Source organism: Cloacibacterium caeni, assembly GCF_907163125.1.
Classification (GTDB): Bacteria; Bacteroidota; Bacteroidia; order Flavobacteriales; family Weeksellaceae; genus Cloacibacterium; species Cloacibacterium caeni_B.
On record NZ_OU015319.1, the window covers coordinates 1,651,113 to 1,674,429 of the forward strand.

General features: G+C 32.5%; 24 protein-coding genes. 9 read left to right on the plus strand and 15 right to left on the minus strand.

The genetic code is table 11. From position 1 onward, the window contains the following. Positions 1-62: 62 nt before the first annotated feature. A complete protein-coding gene (locus KKQ79_RS07490) occupies positions 63-1,172 on the minus strand; it encodes a 5-(carboxyamino)imidazole ribonucleotide synthase (RefSeq protein ID WP_213189601.1) in 1,110 nt (369 codons plus the stop codon). A gap of 127 nt (positions 1,173-1,299) precedes the next feature. Between KKQ79_RS07490 and KKQ79_RS07495 the strand changes: the two genes are divergently transcribed. Beyond that, a complete protein-coding gene (locus KKQ79_RS07495) occupies positions 1,300-2,352 on the plus strand; it encodes an endonuclease/exonuclease/phosphatase family protein (RefSeq protein WP_250131214.1) in 1,053 nt (350 codons plus the stop codon). On the opposite strand, the gene KKQ79_RS07500 is transcribed toward KKQ79_RS07495, so the two are convergent. The 5 genes from KKQ79_RS07500 to KKQ79_RS07520 all read right to left on the minus strand — a co-directional run bounded on the left by KKQ79_RS07500 (position 2,349) and on the right by KKQ79_RS07520 (position 6,756). Then, complete coding sequence (locus KKQ79_RS07500; RefSeq protein WP_213189603.1) at positions 2,349-2,777, minus strand: nuclear transport factor 2 family protein; 429 nt, start codon at positions 2,775-2,777, stop codon at positions 2,349-2,351. The genes KKQ79_RS07495 and KKQ79_RS07500 overlap by 4 nt on opposite strands. Positions 2,778-3,026: 249 nt before the next feature. Further along, a complete protein-coding gene (gloA2, locus tag KKQ79_RS07505; protein WP_213189604.1) occupies positions 3,027-3,404 on the minus strand; it encodes an SMU1112c/YaeR family gloxylase I-like metalloprotein in 378 nt (125 codons plus the stop codon). A gap of 10 nt (positions 3,405-3,414) precedes the next feature. Beyond that, on the minus strand, positions 3,415-4,443 hold the full coding sequence (locus KKQ79_RS07510) for an LLM class flavin-dependent oxidoreductase (RefSeq protein ID WP_213189605.1): 1,029 nt from the start codon (positions 4,441-4,443) through the stop codon (positions 3,415-3,417). Positions 4,444-4,560: 117 nt separating this feature from the next. After that, positions 4,561-5,619, minus strand: coding sequence for a diphosphomevalonate decarboxylase (locus KKQ79_RS07515; protein WP_213189606.1), 1,059 nt, complete (start codon positions 5,617-5,619; stop codon positions 4,561-4,563). Between the two features lie 132 nt (positions 5,620-5,751). Continuing rightward, on the minus strand, positions 5,752-6,756 hold the full coding sequence (locus tag KKQ79_RS07520; protein WP_213189607.1) for an NAD-dependent epimerase/dehydratase family protein: 1,005 nt from the start codon (positions 6,754-6,756) through the stop codon (positions 5,752-5,754). A 237-nt stretch (positions 6,757-6,993) separates the two neighbouring features. Here KKQ79_RS07520 and KKQ79_RS07525 point away from each other — a divergent pair, with 237 nt between their 5' ends. Further along, positions 6,994-8,664 carry an ArnT family glycosyltransferase gene (locus KKQ79_RS07525; protein WP_213189608.1) on the plus strand — a complete coding sequence of 557 codons (1,671 nt, stop codon included), beginning with the start codon at positions 6,994-6,996 and terminating at the stop codon, positions 8,662-8,664. Here the strand turns inward: KKQ79_RS07525 and KKQ79_RS07530 are convergent. The 4 genes from KKQ79_RS07530 to KKQ79_RS07545 all read right to left on the minus strand — a co-directional run bounded on the left by KKQ79_RS07530 (position 8,661) and on the right by KKQ79_RS07545 (position 12,559). Next, on the minus strand, positions 8,661-9,434 hold the full coding sequence (locus KKQ79_RS07530; protein WP_213189609.1) for an alpha/beta fold hydrolase: 774 nt from the start codon (positions 9,432-9,434) through the stop codon (positions 8,661-8,663). The two genes, KKQ79_RS07525 and KKQ79_RS07530, sit on opposite strands and share 4 nt — an antisense overlap. Before the next feature lie 112 nt (positions 9,435-9,546). After that, the gene (locus tag KKQ79_RS07535; protein ID WP_213189610.1) at positions 9,547-10,437 is read right to left on the minus strand and encodes an alpha/beta hydrolase; all 891 of its coding nucleotides are present in this window, start codon (positions 10,435-10,437) and stop codon (positions 9,547-9,549) included. A 73-nt stretch (positions 10,438-10,510) separates the two neighbouring features. After that, positions 10,511-11,230: a pyridoxine 5'-phosphate synthase gene (locus tag KKQ79_RS07540; RefSeq protein WP_213189611.1), complete on the minus strand. Its 720-nt coding sequence runs from the start codon at positions 11,228-11,230 to the stop codon at positions 10,511-10,513. A gap of 87 nt (positions 11,231-11,317) precedes the next feature. Then, on the minus strand, positions 11,318-12,559 hold the full coding sequence (locus KKQ79_RS07545) for a mechanosensitive ion channel family protein (RefSeq protein ID WP_104793418.1): 1,242 nt from the start codon (positions 12,557-12,559) through the stop codon (positions 11,318-11,320). An 83-nt stretch (positions 12,560-12,642) separates the two neighbouring features. Here KKQ79_RS07545 and KKQ79_RS07550 point away from each other — a divergent pair, with 83 nt between their 5' ends. Both KKQ79_RS07550 and KKQ79_RS07555 read left to right on the plus strand, forming a co-directional pair. Further along, positions 12,643-13,128 carry a DUF456 domain-containing protein gene (locus KKQ79_RS07550; RefSeq protein WP_213189612.1) on the plus strand — a complete coding sequence of 162 codons (486 nt, stop codon included), beginning with the start codon at positions 12,643-12,645 and terminating at the stop codon, positions 13,126-13,128. A 4-nt stretch (positions 13,129-13,132) separates the two neighbouring features. Continuing rightward, the gene (locus KKQ79_RS07555; RefSeq protein ID WP_213189613.1) at positions 13,133-13,612 is read left to right on the plus strand and encodes a hypothetical protein; all 480 of its coding nucleotides are present in this window, start codon (positions 13,133-13,135) and stop codon (positions 13,610-13,612) included. A gap of 163 nt (positions 13,613-13,775) precedes the next feature. Here KKQ79_RS07555 and KKQ79_RS07560 read toward each other — a convergent pair whose 3' ends face one another. Together KKQ79_RS07560 and KKQ79_RS07565 are read right to left on the minus strand one after the other, a co-directional pair. Then, a complete protein-coding gene (locus KKQ79_RS07560; RefSeq protein WP_284070059.1) occupies positions 13,776-14,471 on the minus strand; it encodes a uracil-DNA glycosylase in 696 nt (231 codons plus the stop codon). Between the two features lie 3 nt (positions 14,472-14,474). Continuing rightward, a complete protein-coding gene (locus KKQ79_RS07565) occupies positions 14,475-15,164 on the minus strand; it encodes a hypothetical protein (RefSeq protein ID WP_213189614.1) in 690 nt (229 codons plus the stop codon). An 84-nt stretch (positions 15,165-15,248) separates the two neighbouring features. Between KKQ79_RS07565 and KKQ79_RS07570 the strand changes: the two genes are divergently transcribed. Further along, positions 15,249-17,399 (plus strand): endonuclease MutS2, encoded by a 2,151-nt coding sequence (locus KKQ79_RS07570; RefSeq protein ID WP_213189615.1) that lies wholly within the window; start codon positions 15,249-15,251, stop codon positions 17,397-17,399. Here KKQ79_RS07570 and KKQ79_RS07575 read toward each other — a convergent pair. Beyond that, positions 17,396-17,773 (minus strand): hypothetical protein, encoded by a 378-nt coding sequence (locus tag KKQ79_RS07575; RefSeq protein ID WP_213189616.1) that lies wholly within the window; start codon positions 17,771-17,773, stop codon positions 17,396-17,398. The genes KKQ79_RS07570 and KKQ79_RS07575 overlap by 4 nt on opposite strands. Positions 17,774-17,875: 102 nt before the next feature. On the opposite strand from KKQ79_RS07575, the gene KKQ79_RS07580 reads away from it, so the two are divergent. Then, positions 17,876-19,060, plus strand: coding sequence for an MFS transporter (locus tag KKQ79_RS07580; RefSeq protein WP_213189617.1), 1,185 nt, complete (start codon positions 17,876-17,878; stop codon positions 19,058-19,060). A gap of 154 nt (positions 19,061-19,214) precedes the next feature. Here the strand turns inward: KKQ79_RS07580 and KKQ79_RS07585 are convergent, their stop codons facing one another. After that, positions 19,215-20,162, minus strand: coding sequence for an isopenicillin N synthase family dioxygenase (locus KKQ79_RS07585; RefSeq protein WP_213189618.1), 948 nt, complete (start codon positions 20,160-20,162; stop codon positions 19,215-19,217). A gap of 60 nt (positions 20,163-20,222) precedes the next feature. Beyond that, positions 20,223-20,810 carry an HD domain-containing protein gene (locus KKQ79_RS07590; RefSeq protein ID WP_213189619.1) on the minus strand — a complete coding sequence of 196 codons (588 nt, stop codon included), beginning with the start codon at positions 20,808-20,810 and terminating at the stop codon, positions 20,223-20,225. A 169-nt stretch (positions 20,811-20,979) separates the two neighbouring features. Between KKQ79_RS07590 and sqr the strand changes: the two genes are divergently transcribed. The 3 genes from sqr (at position 20,980) to KKQ79_RS07605 (ending at position 23,265) form a co-directional block, all read left to right on the plus strand. Then, entirely contained in the window at positions 20,980-22,227 is a 1,248-nt protein-coding gene (gene sqr / locus KKQ79_RS07595; protein WP_213189620.1) for a type III sulfide quinone reductase, selenoprotein subtype, read from the plus strand. Positions 22,228-22,306: 79 nt separating this feature from the next. Continuing rightward, positions 22,307-22,615, plus strand: a complete 309-nt coding sequence (locus KKQ79_RS07600) for a TusE/DsrC/DsvC family sulfur relay protein (protein ID WP_069797015.1) — start codon at positions 22,307-22,309, stop codon at positions 22,613-22,615. Between the two features lie 131 nt (positions 22,616-22,746). Beyond that, positions 22,747-23,265 (plus strand): DsrE/DsrF/DrsH-like family protein, encoded by a 519-nt coding sequence (locus KKQ79_RS07605; protein WP_104793410.1) that lies wholly within the window; start codon positions 22,747-22,749, stop codon positions 23,263-23,265. Positions 23,266-23,317 lie beyond the last annotated feature (52 nt).

The window sequence follows — 23,317 nt, forward strand, 5'->3', positions numbered from 1 at the left end:
GAAAGTTTTAAAACTCTCCCTCTCTACAACTCACCCACTCTACAATTCTAAAACTCTCCCACTTAAGCAATCACTCTTACCAAAGTTTTAATATGATTCAGTTTTTCTAGTAATTCTTCTCTGGAATTGGCTAAAACATTGATGTGTCCCATTTTTCTACCGGGTTTGGTTTCTGTTTTTCCGTAGAGATGAACATAGGTTTTGGGGAGTTTCAAAACCTCTTCTAAACCTTCATATTTTACTTTTCCGCTGTAGTTTTGTTCTCCAACTAAATTCAGCATTCCTGAAAATCCAAAAGCATCTGTATCTGCCAAAGGAAGATTTTTCAAAGTTCTGTAAAATTGTTCGAATTGAGAATTTGCGTTTCCTTCTTGCGTTTGATGACCAGAATTGTGTAATCTTGGCGCTGTTTCATTTACCCAAACTTTTCCGTTTTTATCAAGGAAAAGTTCGATGGCAAAAAGTCCAGCAGAATTTGCCGCTTTGATGAATTTTTCGGCAATGGCATCAATTTGAGATTGAACTTCTGATGATATATCGGCAGGACAAATATTGAAATCCAAAAGGTTCAGTTTTTCATCGGCAACCATTTCTGTTACGGGAAAGGTTTTGGTTTCTCCGTTTTCATTTTTGGCAATTATAATGGAAAGTTCTTTGTCTATATCCACCAAATTCTCTAGAACCGAATCTTCTGTCCAAAGGTTTTTTAAGTCTTCGGCATTTTTGATGATTTGAACTCCTTTTCCATCGTAACCACCAGTATTTAGTTTTTGAACGAAAGGAAATTTGATTTTGATTTCGTCTGAAGTTCCGTCAAAAATTTCGAAATCAGGACTTGGAATGTTGTGTTTTTTATAAAACTCTTTTTGAAGAATTTTCTGTTGAATGGTTTTGATGATTTCAACACTTGGAATCACTTTCTTACCTTGTTTTTCCAATTCGAAAAGTGCATCTACATTCACATGTTCTATTTCTATGGAAATCACATCTTTATCTTGACCGAAAGCCAAAACATCTTCATAATTATTAAAATTTCCTTGAGAAAAATGTGAAATATAAGCACAAGAACAATCAGAGTTGGGGTCTAAAACGTGAAATTCATCGTCGTAGTTTAATGCATTTTGAATGAACATTCTTCCTAATTGGCCTCCACCAAGAATTCCAATTTTCATAATTTACTTTTTATTTTATTAGATTTTCAGATTTACTGTGTAAAAATACGGAAAATGAATAATTTAGCATAAACTTTAAAGGCAAATGATAGAACTTCTCTGTTTTCTCTCAATCTTTCTTTTGATATTGAGCGTTTTACCGTTCAGTAAAAACCAGCATTGGATTTTTAGAGTTCCTGAATTTTTAATGCTTCAAATCACCATTTTACAAGTCATTATTTTTGGGATTTCTTGGTTTTGGGCAAAAGGAGAAACCTTACTTTTTGTTTTACAAATTTTTCAGTTAGGATTTATCATTTATCACGTTTTTACTCTTATTCGATTTTCTAAATTTTATAAAAACAAAGACCATCGCAGACCAAAACACGCTTCAGAATTGGTGAGAGGAATTGCTGTAAATGTTTATCAATTCAATACTCAATTTCAAAAATTAATTGATTTAATTGCGAAAGAACAACCCGATTTTTTTATTACGATGGAGAGTAACTCGGATTGGGAAAAAGCAATGCGAGTTGTAGAAAAAGATTATCCATTTTCTGAAAAAGTGACTTTAGAAAACACTTACGGAATGCATTTTTACTCAAAATTGGAAATTCTAGAAGTAAAAACGCATTATTTTGTTGCTGATGATTTACCGAGTATTGAAGCAAAATTAAAAACCAAAGATGGATATGAATTTGTATTTTTTGGTGTTCATCCTCCTCCTCCAAGTCCTACTGAAGAAAAAACGTCTAAAGAAAGAGATGGCGATTTATTAAGCATTGCCAAAAAAGTCAAAAATTATAAAATCCCCGTTTTGGTTTCGGGAGATTTCAATAATGTAGCTTGGGCATATTCTTCGCAATTATTTAGAAAAACCAGCGAACTCATAGATGCGAGAATTGGCAGAGGAATTTTCGCAACTTTTCATGCTAAACATTGGTTTTTCAGAGTTCCGCTTGATTTATTGTATCACAGCAAAGAGATTTTTGTGAAAGAAATTTTCACTTATCCTAGCATTGGTTCAGACCATTTTCCATTGGGATTCAGTTTTTTTATTGACCGAGAAAATAATGAACAAAAAGAGGAAATTAAAACTTTAGAAGATGGCGAGATTCACGAAGTAAACCAACTGATTGAAGAAGGCAAAAAAGAAAAAAGCGACAACCGAGAGGAAGTCGCTACAGAAGATGAAATCTAATCACATTTTTTTCTTCGAGTATCAATAATATATTGAATTTTCCATTCATTATTGATTTTCGCGAGTTGAAAACTATTGACCCCACAATGCGAAAAATCACCTTTATAATAAAACTGATACGGAACCCAAACCGAAGCCATATTTCCATCAACCAAAATTTTAGAAATAGTGAATCTTTCGTCTAAATCGCCAGCTTGAGATGCGCCAACTTGTTTGGCAAAATCTTCTACTTTATCGCTTCTTATTTCTTGATTTTTCCCAAAAGTCTGCATAATTGCAGAACCAGAAAAAGCGTTTTTCACTCCAAGAGAATCTGCAGATTTCATTGCATTGAAAAGGTTCTCAATAGGTTTTATGATTTCTTTTTCTGATGTATTTTGAGCAAAAGAAAAACTGGAAATCAGGAGAAAGAAGATTTTTTTCATGTCAAAAAATATTACATATTATTTTTATATAAACGCAAAGAAGAAAAAAAATTTTAATCTATTTTAAGGAAGCAAAGAAGCGAAATAATTCGCTTGAAGCTTACGCTTAAAAATTCGCAAAGTGAAAAAACTTTGCTTTCCTTGTTTGATTGATGTTAAAATAAAACTTTGCGTTTCAGAAATATTTGTTCATAAATCACAAAAATTTCTTAAAAATTAAATAAATAAGTCTTTTGAGATTTTAAAAAGTTACATTTCGTAAAATTCTAAAGGCAAATCATCTGGGTCGGCAATGAAAAAGAATTTTTTCTCAGTAAATTCATCTATTCTAATTTCTTCACAATCGATTCCTTTTTGCAATAGTTCTGTTCGTTTTTCTTCAACATTTTCTACTGCAAAAGCCAAATGTCTTAAGCCACAACTTTCTGGTCTAGAAGGTCTTTTCGGTGGATTCGGAAAAGAAAATAATTCAATGACATAATCATCACCAATCGCCAAATCTAGCTTGTAAGATTGTCTTTCTTCTCGGTAAATTTCTCTGATAATATTCAGCCCTAAAACTTCAGTATAAAAATTCTTAGAAACCTGATAATCAGAACAGATAATAGCAATATGATGTATTTTCATGACTTTAAATTTATCTTACTTTTTCAGCAACTTTCGTTCCGAATAATTCTATACTTTTCATCATCACCTCGTGATTTGGCGCACCAACATCCATGTGAGCAATATATCTGGTTAAGCCAAACATTTCTTTCACCATATTGATTTTTTCAGCTACTTCATCAGAATTTCCAATAAATAGCGCGCCTTCTTTGCTTCTGCCGCCTTCATATTGCATTTTAGTATAAGCAGACCAACCTCTAGAACTGCCAATTCTGTTCATTTGAGCCGCATAACTTTCAAAATATCCATCAATTACCTCAGGATTTTCGCTGACCAAAGTGTGAGAATGAATTCCGATTTGCATTTCGTCTGGATTATGTCCGTGTCTCAGATATTCTTTTTTGTAAAAATCAATCAAAGGTTTGAACTGTCTTGGCAAACCACCAATAATGGCCACGATTAATGGCAAACCTAATTTAGCAGCTCTTAACACAGATTCTGGAGTTCCACCAACTGCAATCCAAACTGGTAATTTCCCGTTGTTCGTTGCTCTAGGATAAACCGTTTGATTTTCCATAGGAGCACGAAGTTTGCCCTTCCAAGTTACGTTTTCTTGAGTATTTATTTTGAGTAATAAATCTAATTTTTCTTCAAAAAGTTCGTGATAATCATCTAAATCATAACCAAAAAGCGGAAAAGATTCAATGAAACTTCCTCTACCGACACCAATTTCGGCTCTTCCACCAGAAATTAAATCCAAAGTAGAAAAATCTTGATACACTTTTACAGGTTCTGCGGAACTCAGAACTGTAACCGCGCTCATTAACTTGATGTTTTTAGTAATAGAAGCAGCTGCAGAAAGCACCATTTCTGGGGAAGAAACCACATAATCAGGTCGGTGATGTTCGCCCAAAGCAAATACATCAATTCCTAACTCATCTGCCAATTTTATTTCCGCTAAAATCTCCTGTAATTTTTGTTGAGGATTGGCAAACTTTCCAGTTTCTTTATCGAAAGCCAAATCGCCAAACATTCCAACTCCTATTTCGAATTTTTTCATTTTCTAAATTTTCTTCAAAATTACCATTTCTGAGAAGCGAATGAATTGATGTAAGGTAAGAAATGTTCTGAATTTATTTCTAAATTAAAAAAATGGGCTAAAGCCCGTCCTATTGATTTAAAATTTCATCACATCTTTTACTACTCCACCTTTTTGCGTGTGTTGTAATAATTCTGTTTCTATGAAATTTTTGATGGCTCTTGTACTTTCGTTTTCTGGAAAAAGCAAATGAACATTTGCTCCTGCATCTAGCGTAAAAAATAATGGATGACCTGTTTCTTTGCGGAAATTCCAAAGTTTATTGATAACTTCTAAAGTTCCCGTTTTCATTAAAATAAAAGCAGGTTCGCTCATCATCATCATCGCATGAAGCGTTAATGCTTCGTGTTCTACTAATTTTATAAAACTCTGTAAATCACCAGTCTTCAAAATTTCTTTTAAAGGAACAAAATTCTCTCTCGTTTCTTGGAAACGTCTTTCTGCATAAGGATTGGTATTCATCAAACCGTGACCAACAGTAGAACTTACCGATTTTTCACCTTCGTGAATGAGTAAAACCCAATCATTGAAATTCTTAAAAATTGGGTGAATTTCCTCATCAGGATATTTTACGGCGTATAAATCAGAACTTCCTTCTACTTCATCCGTTTTCCCCCAAACTACAAGACCGTTATACAAACTTCTGCAAGCACTTCCAGAACCTAATCTAGCTAAAAAAGAAGCTTTTTGGTTGATGACTGATGGTTGATGGTTGTCAGTAGAGAAAATCTCATCTAAGCTCATCAAACAACTTGCAATAGCGCCAAAACCAGAAGCAGAGCTTGCAATTCCTGAACTGTGCGGAAATGTATTTTCGGTTTTAATAACGTATTTCCCTTTGAGAATCCAAGGCAAATATTGTTCAATATTTTTAAAATATTTTTCAATTTTTTCTGCAAATTTCACTTCTTCATTTCCTGCCAAAAAAGTCTGAACAGAAAACGGTTCGTTTGCCAAAAACTCCATTGAAGTTTGGGTATTGCAATGATTCAAAGTATATGAAATACTAGGATTTGCAGGAATTTGGTTGGCGTATTTCCCCCAATACTTGATTAAGGCAATGTTGGATGGACAAGTTGCAGACACCACTTGATTTGATATATTGAAATATTGATTTCCTAAAAATTGATTCTCCATATTTTTTAAACGCAAAGATTTTATAATAATTCTTTGAAAATATTTTAAGAATTCGCTAAAGCGAATTTGCAAAGTTAGACAAAGTTGAAAATCAAAGATTTTCAAATCTTCGGACTTCCAGCTTCTAACTTCCTACTTCCTTTCTTTTTTATAATTTTCTACATGAAAAGCTAAACTTTCTTCCAGTGGAATGAACTGATAATTGAGCTTCTCTTTTATTTTTTTACTTGATATTTTATTGAATTCGGTAACCGATTGTACGTTTACTTTATTCGCCATTTTCAGTGGAGAAATAAGCCAACCTAAAATTGAATTTAAGAAAACTCCCGTTTTCAACAAACCATTTGGAACGATTTTTACAGCTTGTTTTCCTAGTTTTTGTTTGATAAAATTGGCAACGTCTTGGTATTTTTTATTTTCAGAAATTAAGATAAATCTTTCGCCAAAAATATTTTTTCCCATCAATTCAATTGAAATCTGAGCCACATCTCGAACATCTACGTAAGAAGTTCCTCCAGAAAATGTATAGGCATTTTCGCCCAATTCCTTGAATAAAGTTCCGCTGCTTTCTTTCCAATTGCCAGAACCTATAATTAAACCAGGATTTACAATTACCGTGTTTAAACCTTCTGCTGATGCACGCCAAACTTCCATTTCAGAAAAATGTTTAGAAATTGCATACGAAGAATGGTCGATTTTCGGGTTAAAATCGGAATTTTCGTCTAATTCTCCGTTTTCATTCAATCCATCTAAAACCGCGATAGAACTTACAAAAAGGAATTTCTTCACCGAAGAATTTTGACAAGCAAACAGAAGTTGTTTTGTGCCTTCAATATTAGTTTGATACATTTTTTTTTCATCTTTAGGATGAAAACTCACTTTAGCGGCGCAATGATAAACCTCTTCTACTCCATTCAAGGCGTTTTGTAGCGAATGAATATCCTCGAAATCTACTTCTATCCATTCTATGGAATCAAAATATTCATTAGGAGTTTCCGTATAAAATTGAAATGATTTTCTAACCTCCTGCAGATTGCTGGATTTTCTTTTTGTAGCGCGTACTGTTTTGCCACGTTTTAGCAGTTCTAAAACGATTACTCTCCCGAGAATTCCTGTTGCACCTGTAACTAATATCATTTTTATGAAGGGTGATGGATGTTAGATGATGGATGATTTTGGAAAATATTCTTTGCAAAAATAACATTTATAATTGCAAAAACAATTAATCCAATTCTTGTAAATTTTAATTGTAAATTTTTGAATAAAAATTTACCCAAACATACAAATAATAAAGTTATAAAGAATTATGTTAACTTAAACAATTAATGTTTGAATTTTGATGATAAAGTTTGTTATTTTTGCAAAAAAAAAGGAATGTCTGAAACCCCTAAAACTTCATCTAAAAAAATTTATCTTTTCATACTCATTATTACTTTCATCAATCTTTTACAGGCATTTTTTACCGAAATTACTTTAGATGAAGCCTATTACTACCAATATGCGAGAGATTTAGACTGGGGATATTATGATCATCCACCGATGGTAGCATTGGTGATTAAGATTTCTCAACTTTTTTTTAATGGAAATCTGGGAGTAAGATTTTTAACCGTTTTATTATTTTCTGGAAATTTATTTCTCATTTGGAAATACCTTTTACCGAAAGACAAAGCTTCTTATGTAAATGAATTTATCATTCTATCACTAGGTTTAGTTATGATGAATGCTTATTCCTTCATCACCACACCAGATGTTCCTCTATTATTTTTTGGGACTGTATTTTTTATTTTATACCAAAGATTTACCGAAAAACAAAATTTTTGGAATGCAGTTTTACTAGGAATTTCTGTTGCATTGCTTTTTTACAGTAAATATCAAGCTGTTTTATTGGTGTTTTTCGTGGTGATTTCTAACTTAAAAATGCTGACAAAACCTTATATTTATCTTGCTGGAATTATAACTTCTTTATTGATGATTCCACATTTAATGTGGCATATTGAGCATAATTTCCCTACGTTTCAGTATCACTTGGTAGATCGTTCAGAAGATTTTGAATTTATTTATTTTCTAGAATATCTACCCAACCAATTTGCGGTTTTCAATCCGTTTATATTAATTCCTTTTGTTATTTTACTTTTTAAAAATAAATACCAAAATCTTCAAGAAAAAGCCTATTATTTTGTAAGTGTAGGTTTCTTGGTTTTCTTTGCTTTAACGAGTCTTAGAGGACATGTAGAGCCACATTGGACAGTAATTGCCTCTATTCCGATGTTGATTTTATTTTTACAATTTATCAAAGAAAAGCCATCTTGGAAAAAATATGTGCGCACGTATGTTTTGGGTTCTATATTTTTAGTTTTTCTCGCTAGAGTAGTTATTTTAACAAACCTTCTTCCTAAAACTTTAGAATTTACTGGCAAAAAACAAAAATATGAGGCTTTAGCTAAAAAAATAGGAAAAACTCCCGTTTTATTTACCGGTTCATTCCAATCGACTTCTTTGTACAACTATTTTACAGGAAACGAATCTTCTACTCTAGGTTCTTTAAATGTTAAAAAAACACAATTTGACATTTGGCAAAGAGAACAAAACTATTTTGGAAAAAGAGTTTTTGTAGAAAAACCAGAATCTCCAAAAGCGATAAAATTATTAGATAAAGAACAGATTAGCTTTAATGGTTTTTATGTAGAACATTTCCAAACGCCCAACCGATTAAAAATAGAATTTGAGCTTCCTTCAGAGAAATTGGAAAACAATCAAATTATTCCGATTACGATTTATAATCTTACCAAAAATGCTGTTGATTTCAATCACCCTGAAATTCCAGTGACCATTACTGCTGTATTTTTGGCGCACAGAGAAACAACGGATATTCCCACAGAAATTGAAAAAATGCCAACCGTTTTAAAACCTGGAGAAAGTTTCAAAACGCAGATTAAAATCAACACGCAAAACCTAAAAGCTGGCCACTACAATTTCGGCATTACCACCAATTGTATTTTGGGAAATGCTTATAATTCGAAATTTGTAAAAGCAACAGTAAATTAAGTTAAAAATTCTTTTACCGCTTGATTGAAATCTTTTGGGTTTTCGGCTTGAAGCCAGTGTCCAGCATTAGCAATAGAAACCAATTGATATTTCGGGAACTGTTGGCGCATCAATAATTCATCTTGCGGAAGGATATAATGAGATTTTGCACCAGCTAAAAACAAAGTTTCGCCTTCGAATTTTCCAAATTTTATGGCATTGGCAACGAAATCATTGTATTTTTCTGCCAAAGTATTGATGTTAAAACGCCAATTGAGTTTTTTATCTTCCGTCCAATACAAGTTTTTAGTCAAAAACTGAATCACAAATTTCTCTGGAATGTACTGAGATAAAACGTTTTCCACGTCTTGTCTTGATTTTACTTCATCGAAATTTACCGATTGAAGTGCTTTGATAATTCCCTGATGATGTGGAGGATACGCTTTTGGAGCGATGTCTGCTACAATCAGTTTTTCTACTTTTTCAGGATAAGAAATCGCAAAAGTCATCACTGCTTTTCCACCAAGAGAATGCCCGAGAAAATTGGCCTTTTCGATGCCGTGAAAATTCATATAATTGAGAATATCATCTGCCAAAACTTGATGATTCATCTCATCTGAATGAAAACTTTTTCCATGATTTCTTAAGTCAATCAAATGAGTTGGAAACAATTCTCCAAACTCTTTTCCGAAACTTCCCCAATTATCTAGCATTCCGAAAAGTCCATGAAAAACAAGTAATGGAGTTTCGGTTTTTTCTTGTCCGTATATTTTTGAGTGTAAAATTTGCATATTTTTTTCACGCAAAGTGCGCAGAATTTTTTATTTATTTCTAAAGCTCGCAAAGAAAAATCAATTTTTAGAATACAATTTTTCTCGCAGATTTTGCTGATTCAACAGATTTCTATTTTTTCAAAATTAGGAAATCTATTTTATTTGAGATTTCATTGTGATAAAATCTAATTCCGCTGATGTGAGGTTTGTCAATTTCAAAAAATTCTTTGGGATGATTGGCATTTTTAAAAATTTGCTTGCCCAACTTGAAATTTACCACTTCATCTTCTTTACTATGAACTATTAAAATTGGTTTTTTGAAAGATTTTAAATTTTTTCTGTTGTTGTAATTATTGCTAATTATTAAACCTCCAAAAACTGGAATTTTTCTATTGGCAATGTTTTTAACATTCATAAAAGTGCCTTCTACAACCAAACCTTCAATTTTTTGTTGATTTCTAGTCGCAAGTGGAATTGCTAAATTTCCGCCGAAAGATTGTCCGTAAATAATTTTAGGAGTGTTTTTTACCTCATCTAAATTTTCAAAAAATTGGAATGCAGAAAAGGCATCTTCTAAAGCGTTTTTCCTGGTAGCTTTTCCTTCGGAATAGCCAAAACCACTGTAATCAAAAATAAAAATTTGGAATCCATTTTTTGTTAAATCTGCAAAACTTTGAAATTGAGTATTCAAATTTCCTGCATTTCCGTGAAGTGCAAAAACCGAAGCTTTTGGTTTTTCTTTGGTAGATTGTAACAACCAAGCGTTTAGTTTTCTGCCTTCTTTGGTTTTGAAATAAAAACTTTTAATGGTATAATTTCTTTCTAAATTTTCATTGTTTTTATAGAAAGTTGGCTGAAGATTTTCTCCTGAAATTTTTAATTTTAAAGAATCTATTCCTTCTTTCCAAGCGAATTCTTTTTTGTCGAGGGAATTTCTCCACGGTTCTAAAACTTGGTTGATTTGGCAGCTAGTTACTGTCAAAAAAATAGGGACTATAAAAATTTTGAGAAGTTTTTTCATTGGTTTATCTCTCGCTGATTTTGCTGATTGAGCAGATTCTTTTTAAAATTTTAATACAAAAATTTTAAATTAATTACCATTTCGCCAATCTCTTTAAATACGCTTGAATGGTGTTTTCTAAACCCAAATACAATGCTTCAGAGATTAAAGCATGACCAATAGAAACCTCTAATAAATTCGGAATATTATCTGCGAAATATTTCAGATTATCTAAACTCAAATCATGACCTGCATTAATACCTAAACCGTATTTTGTAGCTTCTACAGCAGTTTCATAATAAGGTTTTATGGCAGCTTCTTTGTCGGTTTCGTAATTTCTGGCGTAAGCTTCTGTGTACAATTCAATTCTTTCTGTTCCTGTTTCTGCCGCAAATTTCACCATTGCAGGATTCGGGTCAAGGAAAATAGAGGTTCTAATGCCTGCATTTTTAAATTCTGCAATCACAGATTTCAAAAAATCTAGATTTTTTTCGCAATCCCAACCTGCATTAGATGTAATGGCATCATCTGCATCTGGAACCAATGTAACTTGCTCTGGTTTTACTTCTAAAACCATATCAATAAACGGACGATGAGGATTTCCCTCGATATTAAATTCTGTATAAACCAAAGGCTTTAAATCGTACACATCTTTTCTAGTGATGTGTCTTTCGTCTGGTCTTGGATGGATGGTAATGCCTTGCCCGCCAAACTCTTGAATTTTAATTGCTGCTTCTATTACACTAGGAGTTTCTGCACCTCTTGCATTTCTGATGGTCGCAATTTTATTGATATTTACTGATAATTTTGTCATTATTTTAGATTTTAGATTTTAGATTTTAGATTTTAGATTTTGACAAAATTCGTCCCACTTCTATAATCCTATTTCTAAAATTTTATATTATACTTTACTTATTTGCATGATTTCAAGGTCAAATTCTTGTGCTGCGGTAAGAATATGGTCAAAAATATCTGCTTGAATTCTTTCGTAATCTACCAATTCTGCTTTATTGGCAAAACAATAAATTTCTAAAGGCATTCCTTGAGGTGAAATTTCTAACTGACGAACCAAAACGATTTCGTCTTGATCTACTTTTGGATTATTTTTGAGGTAATTCAATACATAATTTCTAAAAAGTCCGATGTTAGTTAACTGTTGACCATTGATAATTCTTTCAGCATGTGGAATATTCTTCTTGCTTTCTGCTATTTCGCGAAGTTTTCTATCCATATATTCAGAAATCAAGTTGATGTCTTTTACTTTTTCATAAAATTCATCATCTACAAATTTAAAAGATTTGATATTGAAATAAATCGAACGCTTAATTCTTCGGCTGCTTCCTTCGTACATTACTTGGTGATTTCTGATTTCCGTAGAAAGCAAATCGTAGGTAGGAATTGTGGAAATGGTTTTGTCAAAATTGACAATTTTAGTCGTCAATAAATTAATATCTTGAATATTTCCTTCAATATTATACTTTGGAATTCCAATCCAATCGCCAATTTTAAGATTTTTAGAAGTAGAAACGTGAATTCCTGTCACAAATCCTAAAATGGTATCTCGGAAAACCAACAAAATTACCGCAGTAACAGCTCCTAAAACGCCTAAAACAGTCTGAAGTTCTATTCCAAAAATTACAAAAATTCCTATTAATGAAAAAACAACAGTTCCAAAAATTCTAATGGTTTCAGAAAGCGCTTTAATGGCAGTTATTCTATAATTATCTTTATTTTGAATGTAATAATTTTCTAAAGCTTTAGCGAAACGATAAGCCAAGAAAGCGATGACCATTACTTGCCCAAAAACAATTAATCTTCCTACATAAATATGCGTTTTTGGGTGAATAACCGCAAAAATTTCATCATATATAAGGTAAACAAAAAACAAAGAGAAAAAATGTCCAATAGAACGCCAAGCTTTTTGTTTATATGCTTCTTTTAGAATGGGTTTGCTTTTAAAAACATTGACCAAAAATCTAGAAAAAAATTTCCAAAACATTACTGAAATAAAATCAATAACGATAAAAACCAAGCATAAAAAAAGGATTTTAAATCCAATAGTAGCCGGCAAAGTCAATTCCTCTGTAAAATTTTCTTTCACAAACTGACCAATTTCTAAACTCCATTTTCTTAATAATCCCATAAAGCTAAATTTACGCAAAAATAAAAAATATCATTGGGAATTTGCTTTTATTTATTACTTTTAACCAAACTAATTAAAGATTTATGGAGCAAAATATTATTACCATTGTCTCACTTATCATCATAGCAATAGGAATTCTAGGAACTTTCTTGCCTGTTTTACCAGGATTAGCCGTGAGTTTTTTAGGATTAATTCTTTACAAATACGGCGCAAATCCAGATTTTTCTATTTGGTATATTGTCATTTTTGGGATTTTAACACTCATCTCATTGGTGCTTAATTACATTATTCCCATCAAAACCACCGAGAAATATGGTGGTAGCAATTACGGAAAATATGGAGGTTTCATCGGGACGATTGTAGGTTTATTTTTCCCACCACTTGGTTTTTTAATTGGTATGTTACTAGGCGTTTTCTTAGGCGAACTTTTGCATGATAGAAACGACAAACAAAAAGCACTCAAAGCTACAAAAGGTGCTTTCATTGGCTTCATCTACGGAACGGGTTTTAATCTTATGGTAGGATTGGCAATGTTTTTGGTAGTACTTATTAATATCTTCAATTCTTAAAAACATGAACACTAAATTCTTAATATTAGCAGCAGCTACCTTTTTGGTAACTCAATGCACTTGCCAACAAAAATCTACAGAAATGAAAATGCCTGTAACCAGCTCTCAAGAAGTAAATTCTACCTATCCTACAGAAAAACCAGAATCTGGCGTTACTCGTTTGATCGAAAAACAGAATATCTTTTTAGAAAACGAAAAAGTAAACATCACCTTCAATAAAGTGACCGAAGACAACAGATGTCCTATGAACGCTCGTTGTGTTTGGGCAGGTTATGCTTCCGCAGAGATAGAAGTGATGAGTGTGCATTCTAGACCTAGAAAATTCATCGTTTCTACGATAGATGATGCCGGAAAAAACCTTAAAAATTCTTTCGTTTTTAATGGTCACAAATACACGCTTGTTAATTTTTATCCTGCTAATTCTACAGAAGTAAACTTTGAAAAACTGAAAGGAAAATACGTGGTAGATATTAAGGTAGAATAATTTTTGGGCGTGTCTTTTTCGCCAAAACTTTTGCCAACAATCGAAAAAAGACCGCGCTTTCCGTTACAATCTTTTTTTCGGTGGCTTCGTCAAGCTCAGCCACAAAAAAAAGGATTTCCACTGCAATCGCTCACGCAAAAGAACGGTAAATCATAAAAATTCACTACCAGTTTATCGGTTTCTTATTTTTAGAAATCAGATATTCATTAATTTTAGAAAAAGGTCTGCTTCCGTAGAAACCTCTGTACACCGAAAACGGAGAAGGATGCGCCGACTGAATGATAAAATGCTTCGTTTCATCTATGAGCGAAGCTTTTTTTTGCGCAAATGCGCCCCACAAAACAAAAACCACATTTTCTTTTTTCTCAGAAATTTCTTTGATGATAAAATCTGTGAATTTTTCCCAGCCCAAATCTTTGTGAGAATTCGGTTCATGCGCACGAACTGTTAAAGTAGCATTGAGCAATAAAACACCTTGTTTCGCCCAAGAATCCAGTTCGTTACTTGTTTTTTCAATTCCCAAATCGTCTTTCAGTTCTGTAAAAATATTTTTGAGAGAAGGTGGCGCTTTTACCAAATCAGAAACCGAAAAACACAAACCATTTGCCTGAAAATCATTATGATACGGATCTTGCCCAATAATTACCACTTCTACTTCTTCAAAAGGTGTAAGTTCAATAGCACGGAAAATTTGATTTTTTGGTGGGAAACATTTGGTTGTAGCATATTCATTTTTCACTTTTTGCCAAAGCGTTTCAAAATATTCTGTGTTTTTTATTGGGGCAAGAATTTCTGTCCAAGTCATGTTTTGTTGTAAAGTTGTGAATTTGTTGAGTTGTAAAGTTGCATTTTTTTGCAAAAACTACAAACTTTCTTTCTTAATAATTTTAGAAAATTGTTTTTCTAATTGTTCATTATTTTTACTAATCGTGTCTAATTTTCCATTATTGAATTGTAAAAGAAAGTAATGATTTTCTATAAAACTTGGTGTTTCATTATCTACGTCCATGCTATCATCATGCGCATAATACCTCCAAAGAAAGCAATTCAGTTGATTATTTTTATCTTTATAAATCCAAGATTTTTTAGTGAGAACATCACCTGCATCTCCCCAACTTTCAGCAATTTCTATAAAATTTATAATTCTTTCTTGGCTTTTATTGTAAACAAAGAGTTTCAAAGATGTTGGCCAATATTCAGATGGAGTTCTAGCAATTAAACCTAAATTATTTTCATCTATATTGAACTTATAAACGGCATACGTTTGTACTTTACCATTATCAAAAGCATTATATTGTTTTGGAAATAATTTCAAATCTGAACTATCAATTTTATTCCCGAAAAATTCGAAATTTTCATTATAAATTTCTTCTCCAGAATATACTTTAAGCGTATCAAAATCTACAGTTTTAAATTGGTCTAAAAATTTTTGATTTTTACTTACCCAAATTTTTGTTTCTGTTACTTTTTCTTTTTTAATTTCAGTTTTTGAAACTTCTTTTTTACAAGAAACTAAACTTAAAAAGGTTAAAATTGCTATTAGTTTTTTCATAAAATCCATTTCCTCAAATTTACAAAAATCATCGTAACGATTTTACAACTTTACAATTCAACGACTTTACATTATCTTTGCATTGTGCAAGTAACCAAAGAAAATTTACAAGAATTAGAATTCCCGAAATTGCTCGCGGAAATTTCTCCTTATGCGTATTCGCCGAAAGTGGCAGAAAAAATCCTTCATCTCAAACTTTTAAAAATAGATGAAGCAGAAATTACTTTGAAAAAAACTGCCGAATATCTCACAAGTTATGAGAGTTCAAACGCAATTCCATTTAGTGAATACGAAGATATAGAAGCAGAACTCAAGGTAATGCACATCGAAAATTTCAGGTTAGAAAACGCTGCTTTTATCAAGATTAAAAACCTCACCGAACAAATCGGGAAATTGCAGAAATTCTTTCCCGTGCTTGCCGAAACTTTCCCTATTTTATTGGAAGAAGTGTTGCAATTGGATTTCAAGAAAGAAATTGTAGATAAAATCGACAAAGTTTTTAATCGTTTTGGCGAAGTAAAATCTGAAGCTTCACCCATTTTAAAATCTTTGAGAACCGAAATTCAGCACGCTAAAAAACATATTCAAGAGAATTTTAGCAAAACGCTTTCTCATCTTTCTTCCACAGATTTTTTAGATGAAATTAAAGAAACGGTGATTGATGACCAAAGAGTTTTGGCAGTAAAATCTGGTTTCAAAAAACGTGTTCCCGGTAGAGTTTTAGGCGTTTCTAAAACAGGTTCTATCACTTACATTCAGCCAGAAAGTGTTTCTAGACATTACTTTAAACTTCGTGAAGCGGAAGAAGAAGAAAAGAAAGAAGTGGATAAAATTCTGCGAAAACTTACGGCAGAAATTGCCATTTTCGCTCCAGAATTAGAAGAATATCAAAAATATATTTTCGATTTAGATATTACGAGAGCAAAAGCCAAATTTGCTGAAAAAATTGGCGGTGTTTTGCCCAAAATCAATCGTCATAAAACCATGAGATTGGTCAACGCATTTCACCCATTGCTTTTATTGAGAAACCGAGAAGAAAAAAAGGAAATCTATCCGCAAACATTGACTTTGACGGAGCATAACCGAATTCTCTGTATTTCTGGACCAAATGCTGGTGGAAAATCGATCACGCTGAAAACCGTTGGTTTGCTTCAATTGATGATTCAGAGCGGAATTTTGGTTCCTGTTCATCCGAAATCTGAAATGTTCTTTTTTGAAAAAATTAGAACGGATATTGGTGACAATCAATCTATTGAAAACCATCTTTCTACCTACAGTTCTCGACTCAAAAAAATGTCTGGAATTATCAGAGAAGCTGATGATAAAACGTTGCTTCTGATTGATGAATTCGGGACGGGTTCTGATCCAGAATTAGGTGGCGCTTTAGCAGAAAGTTTTCTGGAATTTTTCTACGAAAAAAAATCTTTCGCGATTATTACCACGCATTATACCAACATTAAATTGGTGGTAGAACAATTGCCCAATGCAACCAATGCGGCGATGCTTTTCGATGAATATTCATTGGAACCTTTGTATAAATTAGAAGTGGGACAAGCTGGAAGTTCTTTCACTTTTGAAGTGGCAGAAAAAAATAGAATTCCAAGATTTATCATTAAAAATGCTCGTTCTAAAGTAGAAAAAGACGTGGTAAATCTCGATAAAACCATCGTGAAATTGCAACAAGAAAAATTTGAGGTTGAAAAACTGAAATCTAACCTTGTTGAGCAAAAAGAATCAGTAGAAGATAAACGAGAAAATCTGCAAAAACTGAACGAACAGCTTCAACAAAAACTCTATAATTTTCAAAGATTATATGAAGAAGAACACCGTAAATTACAGTTCGGAAATAAGATAGAAGCCTTTATTGATGGTTATCTGAAAGGAAAATCAAGAAAAGATATCGTAAAGGATTTTGTGAAAATTTTGGAACAGGAAAAATTCCGAAAACTCGGTTCAGACAAAGCAGAATCAGAAAAACTGAAAGTTACCAAACGAAAAGTAGAACAACAACTCAAGAAGGAAAATATACAAGTTCAAATTGCAGAAACCAACCAAAAATTGGAAGAAAAAACGCAAAAAGAACGCGCCGTTTGGATGAAAGTTGGTCAACGTGTAAGAATTGCAGGTTCTACCTCTGTGGGAACCATAGAAACCATTCACAAAAACGGAAAAGTAACCGTGAATTACGGACTTTTTAAAACACAAATTTCTCAAGACGAATTGGAGAGAATTTAAAATTTAACTCCAAAAATTGATACTAAACTTGAAATCAACGATAAAAAATTTGACCAAAAACTCATTTTATCGGTTTTGGGTTGTTCATTATTATTTGTAATGTTTACTTCATTTTGATTTCCATGAATATTTATATTATACATCATATGATGATTTATTTTTTCAAATTCTCTAATATAAATTTCATAACCTAACCTTCTTGCTTCCAAACCTTTATTGGTTATTTGAAAACACTTCAGACCTTTGTAATCAAAACTATTCTCAAATAAATTTTTTTCAATTAAAAAATTTTTTGCTTCCCTCTCTTTATCAGAATCGCATTTTGTAAATCTAATATAGTTTTGTTTTAGTAAATCGTTGTATAAATCATTCATAACAAAAATTTCTTGTTATCTCTAATATAAGAAATTTTTGATAAAAAAACAAATTCTAGCTATATTTGAAGAACTATTTTTCTCTAATTATTTATTTCTGTTTTGAAATCAAACACCATCAAAAATCGTGATTTACAAATTGCTATTGCAGTATTTTTGGCGGGATTGTCATGTTTTGGATTGGTGTATTATTATCAAGCGTTGCTTCCTGATTTGGTAGAATATTTCAAAATCAATAAAGCCAAAAGCAGTTTTGCAGTTTCTTCGGCGACTTTGGGAATGGCTCTTGGTTTGATTACTTCCACTTTCGTAGCAGACCGATACAGCCGAAAAAAAGTCATCGGATATTGTTTATTTGCATCAGCAGTTTTAGCTTTTACTTCTTCATTTTCTGAAAATTTCAATGTGTTAATTGCGCTCAATTTCCTGAAAGGATTTTTGCTTTCTGGTGCTACTTCGGTTTGTTTGGCTTACATCGCAGAAGAAGTCTCAGAAAACAGAAAATTGAGAATTACAGGATTTTACATTGCAGGAAATGCAGTGGGCGGAATGGTAGGAAGAGTTATTTCATCTCAGGTTTCACATTATAAATCTTGGCAATTTGCTTCAGAATTTATTGGAATTTGGTGTCTTATTTTTGCGATTTTATTTTTTATACTCGCTCCTAAATCACAAAATTTCAAACCAAAGAAAGAATCTTTTAAAACTTTAATAGAACCGAATTTCAAGCTCATTACTCACCCAAAATTATTACCTTTTTACATGACAGGATTTCTTTTGCTAGGAACATTTGTCAGCTTGTACAATTACATGGCTTTTTTCTTGGTCAAAGCACCATTTAACATTTCCAGAAGTTGGATTTCTTATGTTTACGTGCTTTATATTTCAGGGGTTTTTGGTTCCATGAATGTCAGTTTTTGGGAAAGAAAACTCAAAAATTCTGAAAATGTTTTAAAAACCATGAGTTTAGTAGGAATTCTAGGAATTCTCCTCTTTTTCCTGCAAAATACAATAGCTGTGATTGTAGGATTGGCAGTTTTCACGTACAGCTTTTTTGTAGCGCATACGGTTTGTAGTAAATCGGTAGGGAATTTTTCAAAAGATAAAAGAACCGTGACGATTGCATTTTACTTGTTGCTCTATTACATTGGCGCAAGTACTTTAGGAAGTTTCAGCGGTGTGATTTTACAGAAATTAGATTGGCGAATTTTCTTGGTTTCTCTCACCTTTATCTTCGGAATTATTTATTTGATTTTTGCCTTTAAAAAAGAAAAAATCGAACCTTAAAAAAGATTCGATTTTTAAAATTTTATTATTTATTTTTTTGAAACGCAAAGGTTTAATAAAAAATTGTTCATCATTTCAGTGAGCAAAGTTTAACGAATTAATTCGTTTTTTAAGCGAACGCTTCATCTTTTTAAATCTAAGATTTTATTAAATTTTATTTAATCAATCCTAATTCTACTAATCTTTCGTGCAAGAATTCTCCAGCAGTCGTGTCTTCGTATAATTTAGGATGGTCTTCGTCAATACAATTTTCTAAACAGTTTAGCGGCATTTCGCTTACTGGATGCATGAAAAACGGAATAGAATATCTAGAAGTTCCCCATAATTCTCTCTCTGGATTTACCACTTGGTGAATCGTAGATTTCAGTTTATTATTGGTGTGTCTAGAAAGCATATCGCCCACATTAATCATCAATTCGTCTGGTTGCGCAATTGCATCTACCCAATTTCCTTCGTGGTCTCTTACTTGCAATCCTTTTCCGTGAGCTCCAATTAAAAGAGTTATTAAATTAATATCACCATGAGCTGCTGCTCTTACTGCATCTTTTGGCTCTTCCATAATCGGTGGATAGTGAATTGGTCTAAGAATGCTGTTTCCTTCTGCTACGAATTTATCGAAATAAAACTCATCTAAACCTACATATAATGCTAAAGCTCTCAATACATAAATTCCGGTTTTTTCTAGCATTTTATAGGCTTCTTTTCCTACTTTGTTAAATTCTGGCGCTTCTACAACTTCTACATTTTCTGGATATTCTGCTAAATATTTAGAACCTTCTGGTAAATACTGTCCGAAATGCCAAAACTCTTTTAAATCAGCTGCTTTGAAGCCTTTTGCAGTTTCTTTTCCGAAACCTACATAACCTCTTTGACCGCCAATTCCAGGAATTTCGTATTTTGATTTTACTTCTATAGGAAGGCTAAAGAAGTTTTTGATTTCGGCGTACAATTGGTCTACTAAATTTTGGTCTAAGAAATGACCTTTAAGCGCTACGAAGCCTATTTCTTCGTATGCTTTACCAATTTCGTTTACAAATTTTTGTTTTCTTGTTTCGTCTCCCGAAAGAAAATCGCGTAAATCTACGCTAGGAATTTTATTCATTTTTAAATAATTAATCGTTAATCACCGGGATGCAAAATAAAGAAATTTATTGAATAAGTGCTATAAAAGTTTTCCTTCGCCAAAAGCCTTTCTAATCAGCACATCAAAGGTATCAAGCATATCTTCTGAAGCCAATTCTATTCTCGGGCGAAGCATTTTTTGCACCTTCTCAAACTCTACTCCTGCTTCTATCCAACTCAAACCATTGTTAAAACAATTCATCACAAAAGGAATCATTCTGTCTACAGCACTTGCAAAAATGGCGGTTTCTGTTTCTCCAGCTTCGAATTCTAACCAAAGGTTCATAAATTCTGATTTCATAGGTTCTGCCAAAATCCCAAAAATTCTTTCAGCAGAAGCCAGTTCACGCTCAAATTTTCCTTCATTTGCTTTTTCATCATAGAAAAATGTATCTCCTGCATCAATTTCTACCACATCATGTATAGAAAGCATCTTAATCACTCTTCCTAAATCTATTTTTTCTTTGTTTCGAGCATAGGGAAAAAGTATCTGCGCAAAAACAATGACTTGCCATGAATGTTCTGCTGTATTTTCTCTTCTAGAATTGTCATGATTAAAATTTCTACGGATTACGTTTTTGAGTTGGTCTAAAGTAAGGATGAACTCTATCTCTTTTTCTAAGTACATTTTCTAATTTTTTACAAATTTAAGTCAAATAAAAATAACGGATTTTATTTCGATTATAATGACAAAAGTCATTGAGGTTGTGTAATATAAGTTACACAAGTCCATTTTGTGCTGATGTAAATTTGTACAAGAAAATTAAGAATTACTCATTCTTATAAAGTTAGAAAATATGAAAAACTTAGTAATCTTAGGAGCAGGAACCGCCGGAACCATGATGGCGAATCACCTAGTAAAAAAACTGAATAAAAAAGATTGGCAAATTACTTTGGTAGACCAATTTAAGTCTCATTACTATCAGCCAGGATTTTTATTTATTCCTTTTGGAACTTATCAACCAGAAGATGTAAAAAGAACGATTGATGAATTTTTACCAAAAGGAATTCAACTTATTCGTGAAAAAATCGACAGAATAGATAAAGATACAGATACCGTTATTTTAGAAAACGGAAGAAATGTAAAATATGACATTCTCATCATTGCTACAGGTTGTAAAATCGCTCCAGAAGAAGTTCCGGGCATGAAAGGTGACACTTGGCAAAAAAATATTTTCGATTTCTACACTTTCGAGGGAAGTTGTGCTTTGGCTAAAAAATTAGAAACTTGGCCAGGAGGAAAATTAGTGGTTCACATTACTGAAATGCCAATTAAATGTCCTGTTGCTCCGCTAGAATTTGCTTTTTTAGCAGATGATTACTTCACCAAAAAAGGAATGAGAGACAAAGTAGAAATTTCTTACGTTACTCCACTTTCTGGTGCATTTACTAAAGAAAAATGCACCAAAGCTTTAGAATATCTATTAAAAGATAAAAACATCAAGATTGTTCCAGATTTCGCAGTAGAACATATAGAAGGAGAAAACGGAAAAATGTTCGATTACGGTGGCGAAGTGGTAGATTTTGACTTATTAGTTACCATTCCAACCAATATGGGAGACGAATGTATTCTTCGTTCAGGTTTTGGAGATGATCTAAACTACGTTCCTACTGATAAAAACACCTTACAAAGTAAAGTAAAAGAAAACATCTTCGTAATCGGTGATGCAACGAATGTTCCTGCTTCTAAAGCTGGTTCTGTAGCGCATTTCGAAGCCGAAATTCTTACTGAAAATATTCTAAAATATATAGAAGGGAAACCACTCAATCCAGAATTTGACGGTCACGCCAATTGTTTCATAGAAACAGGAAAAGGAAAAGCATTACTGATAGATTTCAATTATGATGTAGAACCATTAAAAGGAAAATTCCCATTCGCTGGAATCGGTCCGCTAAATTTATTAGAAGAAAGTGCTTTTAACCACTTTGGAAAAATGGCTTTCAAATGGGTGTATTGGAATATGCTTCTTCCTGCTAGAAAAATACCTTTCGTAACGCCTACAATGAGCAGAGCAGGAAAGAAATTTGACAAAGAAACAGTATAAAAGTGAATAGTGAATTCGCTGGGCTGTGAACGGTGAATTTCTAAAATTTAAAAAAAATTAACAAAAAAATATTATCAAAATGGAAAAAACTTATGCAGGTTTTACAATCAATGTAAACGACGAGGGATACCTTACAGACATGAACCAATGGAATCACGAAGTAGCTAAAGAAATGGCTAAAGAAGACGGTTTAGAACTAGGAAACAGACATTTCGACGTGTTAGAATATTTAAGAGACCAACAGAAAAAAGATGTAGCATTAACCATAAGAGGCGTAGGAAAATCTGGCGTAGTAGATATTAAAGAATTCTATGAATTGTTCCCAAAAGGACCACTTAAAATCTCTAGTAGATTGGCAGGAATTTCTAAACCAAAATCTTGTATTTAAATAGATTATAAGATTTAAGATGTGAGATTCAAGATTAAAAAACACTTTAATTTTAAATTTTTTGAACCAAAATTTCTTTCATCTCATATCTAACTTCTAATATCTCAAATCTAATATTTAAAATAAAAAATATGGAAACTACATTATTAAAAAATCCATTAGCAGATTTAGATAAATCTCTAAAACCTATAGAAAAAGTAATGGTAATTATTTCTAAAGGAACTTTAGAAAGTGTTTACGCAGGTTTTATTTTGGCAAACGGCGCGAGAATGGAAGGCATGGAAGCAGAAATTTTCTTTACTTTCTTCGGACTAGATGCTGTAATTAAGGACAGACTAAAAGACATTCATGTGGCTACAGTAGGAAATCCTGCAATGCACATGCCTACCATGTTAGGCGGTTTACCAGGAATGGAAGCTCTGGCTACCAAAATGATGAAATCTAAAATGGAAAAATTAGACATTCCGCCAATTGATGAATTTCTAGAAATTTTATCAGCTTCTGGTTGCAGACTTTGGGTTTGTAAATTGGCTTTTGAAATGTTTGATTTAAAAGAAGAAGACTTAACTCCAGAAGTGGAAGGCATCTTAACTGTAGGTGATTTCTACGCAAGAGCAGCTGGAGAAGGCACTCAAATTATTTTTATCTAAATAAAAACTTTTGTGTTGAAAAAATCCCCACCGAGAAATTGGTGGGAATTTT

Bases quoted from the DNA above. Each gene is read 5' to 3' on its own strand.
- KKQ79_RS07490 (WP_213189601.1), bottom strand. From the start codon at position 1,172: ATGAAAATTGGAATTCTTGGTGGAGGCCAATTAGGAAGAATGTTCATT.
- KKQ79_RS07500 (WP_213189603.1), bottom strand. From the start codon at position 2,777: ATGAAAAAAATCTTCTTTCTCCTGATTTCCAGTTTTTCTTTTGCTCAA.
- gloA2 (WP_213189604.1), bottom strand. From the start codon at position 3,404: ATGAAAATACATCATATTGCTATTATCTGTTCTGATTATCAGGTTTCT.
- KKQ79_RS07510 (WP_213189605.1), bottom strand. From the start codon at position 4,443: ATGAAAAAATTCGAAATAGGAGTTGGAATGTTTGGCGATTTGGCTTTC.
- KKQ79_RS07515 (WP_213189606.1), bottom strand. From the start codon at position 5,619: ATGGAGAATCAATTTTTAGGAAATCAATATTTCAATATATCAAATCAA.
- KKQ79_RS07520 (WP_213189607.1), bottom strand. From the start codon at position 6,756: ATGATATTAGTTACAGGTGCAACAGGAATTCTCGGGAGAGTAATCGTT.
- KKQ79_RS07525 (WP_213189608.1), top strand. From the start codon at position 6,994: ATGTCTGAAACCCCTAAAACTTCATCTAAAAAAATTTATCTTTTCATA.
- KKQ79_RS07530 (WP_213189609.1), bottom strand. From the start codon at position 9,434: ATGCAAATTTTACACTCAAAAATATACGGACAAGAAAAAACCGAAACT.
- KKQ79_RS07535 (WP_213189610.1), bottom strand. From the start codon at position 10,437: ATGAAAAAACTTCTCAAAATTTTTATAGTCCCTATTTTTTTGACAGTA.
- KKQ79_RS07540 (WP_213189611.1), bottom strand. From the start codon at position 11,230: ATGACAAAATTATCAGTAAATATCAATAAAATTGCGACCATCAGAAAT.
- KKQ79_RS07545 (WP_104793418.1), bottom strand. From the start codon at position 12,559: ATGGGATTATTAAGAAAATGGAGTTTAGAAATTGGTCAGTTTGTGAAA.
- KKQ79_RS07550 (WP_213189612.1), top strand. From the start codon at position 12,643: ATGGAGCAAAATATTATTACCATTGTCTCACTTATCATCATAGCAATA.
- KKQ79_RS07555 (WP_213189613.1), top strand. From the start codon at position 13,133: ATGAACACTAAATTCTTAATATTAGCAGCAGCTACCTTTTTGGTAACT.
- KKQ79_RS07565 (WP_213189614.1), bottom strand. From the start codon at position 15,164: ATGAAAAAACTAATAGCAATTTTAACCTTTTTAAGTTTAGTTTCTTGT.
- KKQ79_RS07575 (WP_213189616.1), bottom strand. From the start codon at position 17,773: ATGAATGATTTATACAACGATTTACTAAAACAAAACTATATTAGATTT.
- KKQ79_RS07585 (WP_213189618.1), bottom strand. From the start codon at position 20,162: ATGAATAAAATTCCTAGCGTAGATTTACGCGATTTTCTTTCGGGAGAC.
- KKQ79_RS07590 (WP_213189619.1), bottom strand. From the start codon at position 20,810: ATGTACTTAGAAAAAGAGATAGAGTTCATCCTTACTTTAGACCAACTC.
- sqr (WP_213189620.1), top strand. From the start codon at position 20,980: ATGAAAAACTTAGTAATCTTAGGAGCAGGAACCGCCGGAACCATGATG.
- KKQ79_RS07600 (WP_069797015.1), top strand. From the start codon at position 22,307: ATGGAAAAAACTTATGCAGGTTTTACAATCAATGTAAACGACGAGGGA.
- KKQ79_RS07605 (WP_104793410.1), top strand. From the start codon at position 22,747: ATGGAAACTACATTATTAAAAAATCCATTAGCAGATTTAGATAAATCT.